Raw genomic sequence first — 13,630 nt, 5'->3', positions numbered from 1 at the left:
CAAATCCTAAATGTTCACTTTCTGTAAAGTTTTTGCGCCACTTTCGATCAAATCGACAGACTCCGACGTCCGAATTGAACGACTGCTCCGGTCAAGAACACGAGACAGAGGACGAGTAAAAGAATGGAATGAAGAAGAAAATGATTCGTTCCTTCTAGTAATTGTGTCGTATTGAATAAGGAGAAGACGGATAGATAACGGAGCCACTCCGTCTTGTCACTTAGTTCCGACAGAATCGTCAAGACGATCGATAGGACGAGTACACTACCGGCAAGCGAAAAAGCACGACGTTCTTCGTCAAATAACGTCGCAACGAATAACGTAAAGGCGCCGATCGCCAAGAGTAACAATAGCGCATTGAGCTGAATCCGCCATAAGATGACGTCATTGATCGAAATATCTGTCATCCACCAGTCGGATACCATCAAGACAAGTCCATTCAGTCCTACGAGAACCATACTTGCGATACCCATGACGATCGCGACAGCAAACGTATACGCATTCCGGGTGATCGGGGCTGCGAGATAGACGATCAGCTCTCCGTTGTCGATCGGTCGCGCAACGAGGCGCGCTGCTAATGAGAGCAAGAATAGACTCGCAATGACTTGAAAGATCAATCCATAATAGTTCCCTCCGAGCAGATCCAGTACATTATCGAATCCCGTCACCTTATCGTATTGAAATGCTTTTAAGACTTCTGGAGGTAACGCTTCTAGTTTTGTTTCTAGTAAACCAGTCTTCATCATCGATGGATAAAGCAACGCAAGCATCAATAAGTAGAGACTCGTTCCAATCGCATAAGCAAGCACGGGCTTTCTGACCTGCTTGAATAAAGAGCGGATCAACAATATCACGACGATTCCTCCTCTCCATAATAATGCAAGAAGACCTGTTCTAAATCATCTGCTGACGGACGAATCAGCCGTACATCGTACTGGGTTAAATAAGCGATCGCCTGATTCAAGCTCAGCGTCTCATCCGTTTGAAAACTGACTTCCAGCCGCTTCGGTTCAACACCGACTTGCATCGCGAACTGTGCTGCTTCCACCTCCGTTCGGAAGACGATCGTATACGTCTTTCGACTCGATCGAACCAACTCATGAATATCCGATTCGACGATGATGCGCCCTGCTTTGATTAAAGCCGCTCGATCGCACGATTTTTCCATCTCCGGAAAGTGGTGTGAACTCATCAGAATCGCTTTTCCAGCATGCTTCTCCTGTTCGATCCACTCTAAAAAACGCTCTTGCATCAAAGGATCAAGTCCACTGGTTGGCTCATCAAGTAGATAGACCGGTGCATCTTTCATGAAGCAACCGACAAGTGCCAGTTTTTGTTTCATCCCTTTTGACATCTTGCGGATTTTCGTCTTCGTCTCAAAAGGAAATCGTTTCAACAACAGTTGTCGCCGTGCCGGATTGCTACCGTGTAGTCGTTGCATCAAATCCAGCATGTCTGCTCCCGTCATGTCTCCAGGTAAACTAATCTCCCCCGGCAAATAACCGACCAACTGCTTCACCTCTTTACTTTGCTTCCAGCAATCAAAACCACCGATCGTCGCCCTTCCATCGTCCGCAACCATTAGTCCCATCAAATGTCGGAGTGTCGTTGATTTTCCAGATCCGTTTGGTCCGATGAAACCGAATATCATACCTGGATCAACTGTAAAACTGACATCGAATATTCCACGCCCCGGCGCAAATTCCTTCGTCACATGCTCCAAACGGATCATCATCCGACCTCCCTATTTTTTATTTCTTTCCTCACTGTATTCATACCCGTTTTGAAGCAGTTTGTTCGGATCAAAGCGATAGATGACGAACCGCTCGTCATGATTTTTTTCATAGAGGTCTCGTAATCGAATCTCATCGATTTGCTCGAATACGGTATGGCGCTCCAGGTACTCCCGGTATTCATCGGTCGGGTAATACAAGATGAGATCAACCGAACGCGGGGAACGTTCGACCGAACTTAAAATGTGATCGATCACTTTCATGAAAATTTGTGAAGAGAATGGATTAAAGAAATAAAACTTATTCGCCTCATCCGGAATGGTATACTGCTCGGCATACGTCTGTTCGAATCGCAAACTTCCGGAACGCCGCTTCCTTCGACTTTGGTATTTCGCCATATTCCGAAGTGCGTCCTCGTAAAATTGTCCATTCATCTCGATTCCGATGACGGAACAGTCGAATCGGTCGTGTAAGTAAAAGTTTAAACGCCCTTTCCCACACCCGAAATCAATGACCGTGTCCTGTTTTTGAAACGGATAGGTTTCGCATAATTCGCCGAGTGCCGCATAAGGCGTTGGTTCATAGCGATTGTAGTGACTAAATACACCATAAAGGTGTTGCATCTCAATGGTCTCAATTCGTAATCGTTGATCATATTCCTGTTCATTCATCGTCTTTTGTTCCTTCTTTCCGGCATTCTTGCCTTCATCGTACTATACTGAAGAAGTACGTTACTCGTTTTTTGAAAGGGGATTTTATGATGATCGTCGTTACGAACCGGATTAAAGTCAAAAAAGGGATGGCTGCAGCTCTCGCTCCTCGTTTTACGCGTCCAAGTGGACTTGATACGATGGACGGATTCATCCGTGTTGAGGTCTTATTGACGCAAAATATCGAAGAACACGATGAAATGAACGTCAACATGTACTGGGAAGACATGAAGAGTTTTCAAGCATGGCGGGAGAGTGACGATTTCAAAGCGTCACATAGTCGACCTGCGAGTAGTGAGGCAGGAGAATCGCCAATGCTCGGAAGCGAGATTCTGACATATGAAGTCGCTTCGGTCAAAGAACGCGCATAATGCACGAAAAGGACTCGTATCGAGTCCTTTTTTATATACCTATATACAAATAGTGAAAGGGTCGAATTGTCACAAATGGTATTATTTGTTATCATAGTGCCATTACAGAGAGAGAGGGTCCTTCATGAATTCATTAACTATATTTGAACAAGCCATTCGTAGCTTACCTGACGATCGTACGTTACGACGTGATGAATTATGGACGGACGATTTTTTATTGCAACAGGAGAACGAGCTGACCGTCTATTACTCTCCGATTGGCGAATACGTCAATACTGAAGCAAAAGTCGTCATCATCGGGATCACACCAGGTTTTGAACAGATGCGGATCGCTTTCGAAGAAGCGACAGATGCCCTTCACCATGGTGTTTCATTAGAAGAGACGGCACGCCTCGTCAAATATACAGCAAGCTTTGCCGGAACGATGCGACGTAACCTCGTCCAGATGCTCGATACACTTGAACTTCCAGCATTGCTCGGAATCGAGACGACGGCTAGCTTATTTCATCAACACCAGGAATTGTTACATCCGACGTCACTGTTAAAGCAACCCGTCTTTTATCGCGAAAAAAATTACTCGGGTCATCAACCGAAGATCAATCGTAGCCCTTTATTGAGGCACTACGCGGAAGAACACTTCGTCGCTGAGATCAATCAGTTACAAAAAACAGCGTTATTAATTCCACTCGGTCGGGTCGTCGAGACGCAAGTCCGTGGATTGATTCATGATGGACGAATCGAACAGCATCAGCTTCTTTCCGGATTCCCCCACCCATCTGGCGCGAACGGTCATCGAAAAAAACAATTCGAGGAAAACCAAGCCTATTTGATGAAACAGCTCATTCAACATTTTGCTGAATAAACAACTTTATCTTAAATTATCAGAATATATGGTTGAATCGCTTCTGAAATACATGATAAAGTGTCCATAAGAACAGAATATGACTATTCTATCGATGAGGTAGAGGCGCGATTTCAATCAGTACTTGGTCCGAGGATGACAACGAAGACGACTACAGGAAAGGTGACATCGCCGAAATGACAGTATGTGTCGAGCATATCGTCGTTGGTCGATTCGGGAAACACCCGATCGATTGCCATACATAACAGTTGTATGGAGCGCTCCAATTCGGCTAAGAAAGACGCATCCAGCGAGGGTGTCGGCTTTGTTGCCGGTGCCCTTGCTTTTTTTGTGCCGCGGGGTCTCATCTTTAAGCCATTTTTAAAGAGGAGGATATTTTTCATGGTCAACTATTCAGATTCCATCATTGCCCTTGTACCTGCTTTACTAGCTATCTTATTAGCCATCTTTACGCGAAAGGTCGTTCTTTCGTTAGGTGTCGGCATTCTCGTCGGTGCCCTGTTACTCCACCGTTTTAACCCGATCGATACGGTAACCTATCTCGGCAAGAACATCTTCAGTCTCTTTTGGGCAGACGGTGCCTTGAACGAGTGGAACGTCTTATTGCTTGTCTTCTTGTTATTGCTCGGCGTCCTTTCCACGCTCATTCAGACATCAGGTGGTGCTCGCGCCTTCGGTGAATGGGCTGCTACGCATGTCAAAACGGCGCGTGGTGCACGCTTAGTCGCCTTCGGACTCGGTATCTTGATTTTCATCGATGATTACTTCAACAGTCTCGCTGTCGGCAACGTTAGTCGTCCGTTAACGGATCGCCGCGGTGTCTCACGAGCAAAGCTTGCCTATCTGATTGACTCAACGGCTGCACCTGTTTGTGTCATCAGTCCGCTTTCGAGTTGGGGTGCATTCATCATCTCCATCATCGCCGGTATCTTAACGACGCACTCGATTACGGATTACTCAGCGTTTAGTGCCTTCATGATGATCGTTCCAATGAACTTCTATGCGATTTTCGCGTTACTTTTAACACTTTACATCGCTTACTCTGGCGTCTCTGTCGGACCGATGAAACAACATGAACACCGTGCCGCGAAAGGTGAACTTTTTGATGCGTCAAAAGGAACACCGATGGGGATGGCAAAAGAGGTCAACGAACATACGAACGGAAAAGTACGGGATCTCGTCGTTCCAATCGTCGTTCTCGTCATTGCTACGATCAGTGCGTTACTCGGAACAGGTGCTCAGGCACTTGCAACCGACAATCGCCCGTTTACTTTAATTGGAGCATTTGAGGCAACAGACGTCACACGGTCACTCGTCGCAGGTGTCGTCATCAGTTTAATCGTTGCTTTCCTGATGCTGATCGGACGGAAAATTCCGGGCCGCGATTACCGTGCAAGCATCGTTGCTGGTATGCGTTCCATGTGGCCAGCAGTCGTGATTCTGTTATTCGCTTGGACGATCATCGCTGTTATTGGTGATATGAAAACAGGCGATTATCTCGCAAGCTTCATCAGCAACTCGATTTCTGCTTCGTACTTGCCGTTCTTGTTATTCTTGATTGCCGGCTTGATGGCATTCTCGACAGGAACAAGTTGGGGCACATTCGGGATCGTGTTGCCCATCGGTGCGGATCTCGTCATGGCTGTCGATGCCTCACTCTTGTTACCGACGCTTGCTGCTGTTCTTGCTGGATCTGTCTTCGGTGACCATTGTTCACCGATTTCCGATACGACGATCCTCAGTTCGACAGGGGCTGGATCCCATCATATCGATCATGTCACGACACAGTTACCGTATGCGCTAGTCGGTGCCGTCACTGCGGCAGTCGGTTATTTAGTCATCGGTTTCACGGAGTCTTCGGTCTTCGGTTTCATCGGAGCTCTTGTCACATTCGTACTCTTCGTCGTCGTCTTGAACGTTCTCTCGAAAAAAGGAGAAACCGCTTCGGATTTACAGACGGATTAATGTAATTCTTTACGAAAAAAGGCATTGGATGCGCGCATCCAATGCCTTTTTTATATCTATTCGTTTCACACCATCAATAAACACACATCATTCGCGAACGCTACTGGATCCTCGAGTGGAAGTCCTTCGACAAGTAATGCTTGTTGATACATTAGTTTGGTATAGCGCTCGAATTTCGAACGATCGTTTTGATACGCTGTTTCGAGAGACTCGAACACCGCGTGTGACGGATTCAATTCAAGAATCTTGACCGCTTCTACCCCTTCGTTATTCGGCATCGCCTTCAAGATTTTCTCCATCTCGATCGAGACGGCGCCGTCCGTCGCAAAACAGACGGGATGCGATTTTAGACGCGTTGATGCTTTGACTTCCTTGACTTGTCCACTTAGCACTTCCTGCATTGCTTGGAACATCTCCGCTTGTGCATCCGTCGTCTCCGCTTCTTCTGCTTCGATCCCTAAATCGCTACTCGTGACCGACTTGAACGTCTTCTCGTTGTACGTCACGAGCATCTGGATCGCGAACTCATCGATCTCTTCCGTGAAGTACAAGATATCGTAACCTTTATCACGGACGAGCTCGGATTGTGGTAATTTATCCAGACGATTCGTACTCTCACCAGCGGCGTAGTAGATATGCGCTTGGTCTTCCGGCATCGCTGCGACGTATTCTGCGAGCGTGATCAACTTCTTCTCCTTCGCTGAGTAGAAGAGGATCAGGTCCTGTACCTGTTCTTTATGCATGCCGTAATCATTGTACATACCAAACTTCAGCTGACGTCCGAACGCTTGATAGAACGTTTCGTACTTCGCGCGATCTTCGCGTAAAAGTGCTTCGAGTTGTGTTTTAATTTTACTTTGGATATTTTTCGCGATCAGTTTCAATTGACGATCGTGTTGCAACAACTCACGCGAGATGTTAAGCGATAAGTCCTCCGAGTCGACCATCCCTTTGACGAAACTGAAGTGATCCGGCAACAAATCACTGCATTTTTCCATGATCAAGACACCATTCGCATAAAGCTCGAGTCCTTTTTCAAATTCTTTCGAATAATAATCGTACGGTGCCTGTTCCGGAATGAATAAGATCGATTGATAACGAACGGCGCCATCGACGCTGATATGAATGTGTTTTGCCGGTTTGTCAAAACCATACCGCTTCTCTTGGTAGAAGTTCGCATAGTCTTCGTCTGTCAATTCTCGTTTGTTCTTCCGCCAGATCGGCACCATGCTGTTGATCGTCTTGACGACCTCGACCTCTTCCGTCTCGTCACTGCCCTCGATCGGCTGACGTTCGAGTTCCTTCATCTCGATCGGATAACGGATGAAATCCGAGTATTTCTTGATGATGTTGCGCAGACGATACGTCTCGAGGTATTCATCATACGATTCTTCGTCTTCATTCGTCTTAATATGAAGCGTAATCTCCGTTCCAACCGTGTCCTTGTCGACTTCCTCGATCGTATAGCCTTCGACACCACGCGATTCCCATTTATAAGCAATCGTACTACCGAACGGTTTCGTAACGACAGTGACGACGTCTGCGACCATGAAGGCGGAATAGAATCCGACACCGAATTGACCGATGATATCATGACCATCTTGTGCTTCATTCTCTGCCTTAAAGGCAAGCGATCCACTTTTTGCGATCGTACCGAGATTCTCTTCTAGTTCTTCCTTCGTCATTCCGATTCCCGTATCACGAATGATGAGTTGACGCGCTTCTTTATTTGGTTCGATCGTAATTTTGTAGTGTTCCTTTTCGAACGAAATCGTCTCGTCCGTCAATGCTTTGTAGTACATCTTATCCATGGCGTCACTTGCATTCGAGATCAATTCGCGCAGGAAAATCTCCTTATGCGTATAGATGGAATGAATCATCATCTCCAGCAATCGTTTTGATTCCGCCTTAAATTGTTTCGTTTCCATGCTCATTCTGCCTCCCCTTTTTTAGCACTCATTCATATAGAGTGCTAATTCATCTCCTATTATTAGGGAGTTCTAAATATCTGTCAATCTTCTTTCCCGCTATTTTTTACGACTTTTTCACGGACGATTTTTCCGATTTGACGTAAGTGCTCTGCTGACCCGTAGGTGCCATGGCTGACGCCGTTTTCATCTTTTCGATTACCGAGACCGATGAATTGCTCACTTGGTTTGAAGTGGAGACCGACGACGGGGACCTGAAATTGTGACGAAAAGCCGATTTGAAAAATCGCGTCCGGATAATCTGTTGGTTGATACATATGCCAATCGATTGCTGGTTCAAGCTTTGCAAATCGTTTCGTGTGCTCCTTCCCGAGCAGAATGATTCCTTTTATCGAAAACAGTTCAAGCAGGCGTAACAAAAATGTCTGACCGAACGGACTATCTTCTAACACCCCGCGTTCTTTGATCGCTCCCATGTAGTGGTGCGTCGGAAACGGGAAAAAATCCAGATGAACGACTGGATCAAGCGCCTCCTCGTAAAACGACGCACCGAGTCCGTTCAAGAATCCTTCAAGCTTACCGCCACCAGGTCGACCGAACCATATCCGGTAAATGTTCGGTTGTTTGAAATAATCATTGAAGCGCCGGATTGAATCTGTCAGCGTCTCCTCCTGGAGATAATCCTCCCATGACATCGACTTCGGACGAATAAAGAGCGGACCGGTCTCGTCGAATCGTAATGCGCCCGTCCGGTCTAAAAACTGTGTTCGGGATGGGTTCGTCGCGATCGTCACCCAACTGCTACGCGTCGCATCACCAAACCAAAGGACAGGTGTCGTTTGATCAATCAGTTGATCTGCGAACGCACTTTTCTCGAGCGTCATTTGATACTCGACAGCTTCCTGTAATAATTTTTTGGCAAGTTGCCATTGATCGGATGTCAGCGTTCTCCTCTCCCTTTTTACAGCGATTATGCTGTTGTAGATGTACCCCTTATCTTCTATTACTAGACGCATCGATGGGTTTAACCTCCATTTCTCCGGGAATGTTTCATAAGGTGAACGATACGACTTAGGAGGGATTTAGCAATGGGTAGACTGGATCAAAAAATAGCTGTCATTACCGGCTCGGCAACAGGAATTGGACAAGCAACTGCGCTTGTATTCGCAGAACAAGGAGCAACGGTCGTTTGTGCCGATGTCTCACTTGAAAAAGCACAACAAACAGTAGAACAGATTACACAACAAGGCGGGAAAGCGGAAGCCGTCCATGTTGACGTCTCAGACGTCGAGAGTGTTGAGCAACTTGCGAAGCATGTCAAAGAGACGTACGGTACGGTCGACGTCCTCTTCAACAATGCCGGAATCGATGAACAAGGTGGGAAAGTCCACGAGTATCCAATCGATCTCTTCGACCGGATCATCGCTGTCGATTTACGCGGTACATTCCTCGTCAGTAAATTCTTGATTCCACTCATGCTGGATAACGGTGGTTCGATCATCAATACGTCATCGATGTCGGGTCGCGCAGCTGACTTGAACCGGTCTGGTTATAACGCGGCGAAAGGCGGGATTGCGAACTTCACTCGCGCGATGGCAATCGATTACGCGCGTCATGGCATTCGTGTCAATTCGTTATCGCCAGGAACGATTGAAACACCACTCATCGATACACTCGTCGGTGAAAAAGAAAAAGAAAAAGGCAAACAGTTCCGCGATGCGAACGCCTGGATCACACCACTCGGTCGACTCGGTAAACCACGCGAGATGGCAACGGTTGCCCTCTTCCTTGCTTCTGACGACAGCTCGTATGTCACAGGTGAGGACATCACGGCGGATGGCGGCATCATGGCTTATACATGGCCGGGAGAGATGTTAATCGATTCGAAGTGGAAAGACGAAGCAGAAAAAAGTGAATGAGCAATGCGCGGTGTAACCCTTTGGTTGCACCGCTTTTCTTTTACCTCAAGACGTTCAGTACCGCAAATTATTTTCTGAATTAGTGTACCTCCCTGAAGTATTTTTATCAGGGTATAGGACAGGTAAAGGGGGAAAAAATCATGCAAACAGCGATTGCTTACTTACAACAGTGTCTTCAAATTCCAAGCGTCAATCCGATGGACGGAGAAGAAGCCGTCGCACGTTACGTATACGATGTACTGGTCGACCATCAGATCTCGACAGAATGGATTGAAGTTTCACCAAAACGAATTTGTCTCGTCGCGACCGTTCCTGCGAGCGAAGATGTTTCACGTCCTGCCGTCCTCGGTCTATCTGGTCATCTCGATACGGTTCCAGTTCAAGGAGACGGCTGGACGAAAGATCCATACGGCGGCGAAATCGAAAACGGCCGCATCTATGGTCGTGGGGCTTCTGATATGAAATCAGGTGTCATGGCAATGGTGCAAGCACTGATTCAATATAGAGAACGTCAAGACCGACCAAACACTATCAAACTTCTGATTACATCCGATGAGGAGAATGGAATGACGGGTGCTCGTCATTTGACCGAACAAGGACACGCGGATGATTTAGACGCTTTACTGATTACAGAACCAACAAGCGGAATGATCGGTTATGCACAAAAAGGTGTCGTTGGGATCGAAGTGACATGTCGTGGGAAAAGTGCACACAGCTCTGCCCCTCAACTCGGACGTAATGCGATCGATGACGTCTATCGCGTCATCCAGGAAGTGAAGTCGGAACGCTTCTCGATTACGGCGAATCATCATCCGGCGCTTGGTCCGGTCGTCGCGTCAATCACATCCATAAAAGGAGGCGAAGGACCGAACGTCGTTCCGAGTCAGGCTTCGTTTTATATGGATATTCGGACGATTCCCGGGTTCGATCGAGCGGACGTTCTTGCTGCCTTTACAGCTATCGAGCGTCGTCTTGTAGCAGAAGATCCCGAGTTTGATATGAACGTGACCGTCATCAAGGATATTCCTTCTTGTGAAACCGATGAACAGGCGCCTTTCTTGCAACAGGTCGCGGATACGATGGAGCAGGTTAGCGGCGTGACACCACGAAAAATCGCTATTCCAGGTGGAACGGATGGTGCGATGTTCAGCCAAGCGAAAAAGTCATTTCCAATCGCAATCGCTTCATTCCATGATTTCCGTCTCGCACACCAAGTGGATGAATCGATTCCGTTATCCGAATATAAAAAAACGATTGCGTTTTGCTTCAACTTGATCAACACACCATTACATCAATCGCTCCCATCACATAAAAAAAAAGAAGGGACGACATTCGATATTGTAACCGAATGTCGTCCCTTCTTTTTGTGTTAGCGCCTTTCATCAGCTGATTCAGTAGACGCCAAGTTGTGCTAACGCCTCACTTAAATAACTTTGATCACTGCGAAACTGGTGACTCGTTTGTCCGTCAGACCAACTGATGAAGACACGACCAAGTCGGTCATAGCGTAAGCGGAGACGAATTACTCCCTGCTCGAATACGACTTCACCGTGTAACGACTCATGGACGTGAGCAAAGTTACGGATGAACGCATCATATTGATTGAATGTAACTGAAAACTGGTGTTCACTATTCCGCCCTACCATCTGAATCGTTAGTTCTTCTTGCGTTGGATATACGTGTAAGATTCCCCATAGTACACTGCTTTCTTCTCCTCGAAACACGATACGATGCTTCATTCGATTTCCACCTCTGAGCCACAGGATATTTACTAGTACTTCTCGAAAGTAACCCATATCTTCTTCATCCGAAAGGAGTCTGCTTATGCCTGATACGCCAAAGACAGGTCCTACCGAACAGTCCGTTGATGCCTTTCTGGCACAAGTCGAACCGCCGCAACGTCAAGCAGATGGTATCACACTACGTCAGTTCTTCGAAGATGTCATGGGATATGAAGCCGTCCTTTGGGGTTCATCCTTGATTGGTTTTGGTTCCTACCATTATCGCTACGCCTCCGGCCGCGAGGGCGACAGCTTTTATGTCGGCTTTTCTCCGCGGAAGACGAACCTCGTCCTTTATCTCGCGCTTGGTGAAGACGCAGTCTCAGAACGACTGCTTGCCAGTCTCGGTACGTATCGACGCGGTAAGTCCTGCATCTACGTCAAACGACTGACTGACATCGACTTAGGCATACTTCGTGAAATGATCGAGCACTCGATCCGCACGTTAAAAACCATGTACCCCTCTTGATTTCAATCAAAAACAGCCGAAGCGAATGCGCTTCGGCTGTCTTGTTATCGAATTAATGTCCGCCTTCCGTCCGATCGATATGGCGAATGTGTTTGAGATTGACCCCGATGATGATGACGGATAAGAGGACGAAGCCACTTCCGACATAAAACGGTAGATTTGCGTTGAAGATTTCAGCCAATTTACCGGCCATGAATGGCGCGATGGCTGCCCCGAGAAAACGTAGGAAACTGTATGCCGCAGATGCTGTTGAACGTTCGACAGGTGCTGCATCCATGACAGCTGTCGTGATGAGCGTGTTGTTATTCCCAAGCACAGCTCCCGCCAAGATGACACAGACGATGACGACGGCTGGAGTTTCCGTGAAGATCCCCATCAACAGAAGCAAGATCGCGAATGTGATCAACATCATGATCATCGCTTTGATCGTTCCGAACCATTGTTTCAGTTTCGGAGCCGTTAAGACTGATGTGATCGCAAGCAACATCCCCCAACCGAGGAAGACGAATCCGAGTCCTTTCGCTGGTAGTTTCATGACGAATGGTGCATAAGCCATGATCGTAAAGAAACCAACGTTATAAAGCGCTGCAACGATTCCGAGTGTCAGTAATGAACGATGTTTCATCGCTTGGAACGGTGCTTTTAATGATAACTTCTGTTTCGGTGCAACAGATGCTGCTTGTTTTGGCATCAAGAAAAGTAAGACAAGAAACGCGATGATCATGATCGTCGCAACACCCATGAATGGGGCGCGCCATGTGATCGAACCGAGCGTTCCGCCTAATAGCGGTCCGATCGAAATCCCAAGACCAACGGCTGCTTCATATAAAATAATCGCTTTTGCTGTTCCGCCTGATGACAGCGAAACAATCGCAGCAAGTGCTGTTGCGACGAATAAGGCGTTCCCAAGTCCCCATCCACCGCGTAACGCGACGAGCGTCCAAATGCTGTCTGCTTGTGAAGCAAAACCAGCAACAGTTGCGATGACTGCAATCCCGAGCATCAATGTTCCTTTTTGACCAATCCGTGATGAGATCGCGCCTGTAATTAACATCGCGAATGCCATGACGGCGTTATAACTTGTAAATAAGAGCGTTACTTCACTTTTGGACGCTTCTAAATTTTCAGCAATCGTCGGTAAGACAGGATTGACGAGCCCCATTCCCATGAATGCTGTGATACTGGCGAAAAAGACTGCCCAAACAGCAACCGGTTGATGGAATAATCCATGTTTGCTTTCCGCTAATACCGTTTCCGGCTCAAGCGTCGTTGTTTTTTCAGCAAGTGCCATAGTGTCCCTTCTTTCTATTGGATGTGTTACATGAACTGTTTAAACGAATGGCGGATGACGTCACCTCGACTAATGATCCCAACAAGACGTCCTGCCTTGAGGATTGGAAGCTTTTTGATCCGTTTTGCGCCGAGTGTCGCTGCAATCTCTTCCATTTCTGTGTCAGCGTCCGCTGTTACGACTTTCCGGCGTGCAAGTTCCATGACAGGTCGATTCAAGATATGACGAATTCGATCTTCATAATCTTCTTCGTCTCCTTTGATGACATCTACATATAAGAATGTATCGACGATGATGTCCTTGTGTTTTCCGATCGCTCGCATGATATCTCCGTCACTGATATAACCGACGACCTCTTGCTCGGCATTGATGACAGGTACGCCGCTAATACCAGATTGAATGAATCGTTCGATGACCGTACGAATCAGATCTGTATCGTTTACCGTGATGACCTCTTGTTTCATCGACTCATAAGCTTTCATCTGAATTCTCCTTTGTCGTTCGTTTCTCATCTACTAAAGTTGTATGATACAATTAAAAGAACAAAAATAATTGTATAATACAACTACAACTCTGTCAAGCCTCCTGCTTTTCGCATTGA

General features: G+C 46.9%; 14 protein-coding genes and 1 riboswitch. Of the genes, 6 read left to right on the top strand and 8 right to left on the bottom strand.

The genetic code is table 11. The features are described from left to right. Window positions 1–47: 47 nt before the first annotated feature. From HZS85_RS14055 to HZS85_RS14045, 3 genes are read right to left on the bottom strand one after another with little or no spacing between them, the layout of a single operon-like run. Window positions 48–854 carry an ABC transporter permease subunit gene (locus HZS85_RS14055; protein WP_311246990.1) on the bottom strand — a complete coding sequence of 269 codons (807 nt, stop codon included), beginning with the start codon at window positions 852–854 and terminating at the stop codon, window positions 48–50. Next, window positions 851–1,732, bottom strand: a complete 882-nt coding sequence (locus tag HZS85_RS14050) for an ABC transporter ATP-binding protein (RefSeq protein ID WP_214856581.1) — start codon at window positions 1,730–1,732, stop codon at window positions 851–853. Before HZS85_RS14050 ends, HZS85_RS14055 begins: the two co-directional genes overlap by 4 nt. Window positions 1,733–1,744: 12 nt before the next feature. Then, on the bottom strand, window positions 1,745–2,404 hold the full coding sequence (locus tag HZS85_RS14045) for a class I SAM-dependent methyltransferase (RefSeq protein ID WP_214856579.1): 660 nt from the start codon (window positions 2,402–2,404) through the stop codon (window positions 1,745–1,747). Window positions 2,405–2,493: 89 nt separating this feature from the next. Between HZS85_RS14045 and HZS85_RS14040 the strand changes: the two genes are divergently transcribed. From HZS85_RS14040 to HZS85_RS14030, 3 genes are all read left to right on the top strand, one after another. After that, window positions 2,494–2,814, top strand: a complete 321-nt coding sequence (locus tag HZS85_RS14040; protein ID WP_023469797.1) for a heme oxygenase — start codon at window positions 2,494–2,496, stop codon at window positions 2,812–2,814. Between the two features lie 124 nt (window positions 2,815–2,938). Then, entirely contained in the window at window positions 2,939–3,676 is a 738-nt protein-coding gene (locus HZS85_RS14035; RefSeq protein ID WP_214856578.1) for a hypothetical protein, read from the top strand. Window positions 3,677–3,768: 92 nt separating this feature from the next. Beyond that, window positions 3,769–3,947: riboswitch (Lysine riboswitch) on the top strand. A gap of 110 nt (window positions 3,948–4,057) precedes the next feature. Beyond that, the gene (locus tag HZS85_RS14030) at window positions 4,058–5,641 is read left to right on the top strand and encodes a Na+/H+ antiporter NhaC family protein (RefSeq protein ID WP_214856577.1); all 1,584 of its coding nucleotides are present in this window, start codon (window positions 4,058–4,060) and stop codon (window positions 5,639–5,641) included. A gap of 65 nt (window positions 5,642–5,706) precedes the next feature. On the opposite strand, the gene htpG is transcribed toward HZS85_RS14030, so the two are convergent. Both htpG and HZS85_RS14020 read right to left on the bottom strand, forming a co-directional pair. Beyond that, window positions 5,707–7,569, bottom strand: a complete 1,863-nt coding sequence (gene htpG / locus HZS85_RS14025; RefSeq protein ID WP_214856576.1) for a molecular chaperone HtpG — start codon at window positions 7,567–7,569, stop codon at window positions 5,707–5,709. Window positions 7,570–7,652: 83 nt separating this feature from the next. Next, window positions 7,653–8,585 carry a hypothetical protein gene (locus HZS85_RS14020; protein WP_251138000.1) on the bottom strand — a complete coding sequence of 311 codons (933 nt, stop codon included), beginning with the start codon at window positions 8,583–8,585 and terminating at the stop codon, window positions 7,653–7,655. Window positions 8,586–8,657: 72 nt separating this feature from the next. Between HZS85_RS14020 and HZS85_RS14015 the strand changes: the two genes are divergently transcribed. Continuing rightward, a complete protein-coding gene (locus tag HZS85_RS14015) occupies window positions 8,658–9,488 on the top strand; it encodes an SDR family oxidoreductase (protein WP_214856575.1) in 831 nt (276 codons plus the stop codon). Between the two features lie 140 nt (window positions 9,489–9,628). Continuing rightward, complete coding sequence (locus HZS85_RS14010) at window positions 9,629–10,861, top strand: M20 family metallopeptidase (protein ID WP_251137999.1); 1,233 nt, start codon at window positions 9,629–9,631, stop codon at window positions 10,859–10,861. Window positions 10,862–10,879: 18 nt separating this feature from the next. Here HZS85_RS14010 and HZS85_RS14005 read toward each other — a convergent pair whose 3' ends face one another. Next, the gene (locus HZS85_RS14005; RefSeq protein WP_214856574.1) at window positions 10,880–11,227 is read right to left on the bottom strand and encodes a hypothetical protein; all 348 of its coding nucleotides are present in this window, start codon (window positions 11,225–11,227) and stop codon (window positions 10,880–10,882) included. Between the two features lie 85 nt (window positions 11,228–11,312). Between HZS85_RS14005 and HZS85_RS14000 the strand changes: the two genes are divergently transcribed. Then, window positions 11,313–11,738, top strand: a complete 426-nt coding sequence (locus HZS85_RS14000) for a DUF1801 domain-containing protein (RefSeq protein WP_214856573.1) — start codon at window positions 11,313–11,315, stop codon at window positions 11,736–11,738. 52 nt (window positions 11,739–11,790) lie between these two features. On the opposite strand, the gene HZS85_RS13995 is transcribed toward HZS85_RS14000, so the two are convergent. After that, entirely contained in the window at window positions 11,791–13,029 is a 1,239-nt protein-coding gene (locus tag HZS85_RS13995; RefSeq protein WP_214856571.1) for an MFS transporter, read from the bottom strand. A gap of 26 nt (window positions 13,030–13,055) precedes the next feature. Further along, window positions 13,056–13,511 carry a CBS domain-containing protein gene (locus tag HZS85_RS13990; protein ID WP_035395501.1) on the bottom strand — a complete coding sequence of 152 codons (456 nt, stop codon included), beginning with the start codon at window positions 13,509–13,511 and terminating at the stop codon, window positions 13,056–13,058. Between the last annotated feature and the right edge of the window lie 119 nt (window positions 13,512–13,630).

Source organism: Exiguobacterium sp. s130 (assembly GCF_018619055.1).
In the GTDB taxonomy this organism is placed as follows: Bacteria; Bacillota; Bacilli; order Exiguobacteriales; family Exiguobacteriaceae; genus Exiguobacterium_A.
The sequence above is the reverse complement of the archived record's forward strand: the minus strand, read 5'-3'. Positions and strand labels throughout refer to the sequence as shown.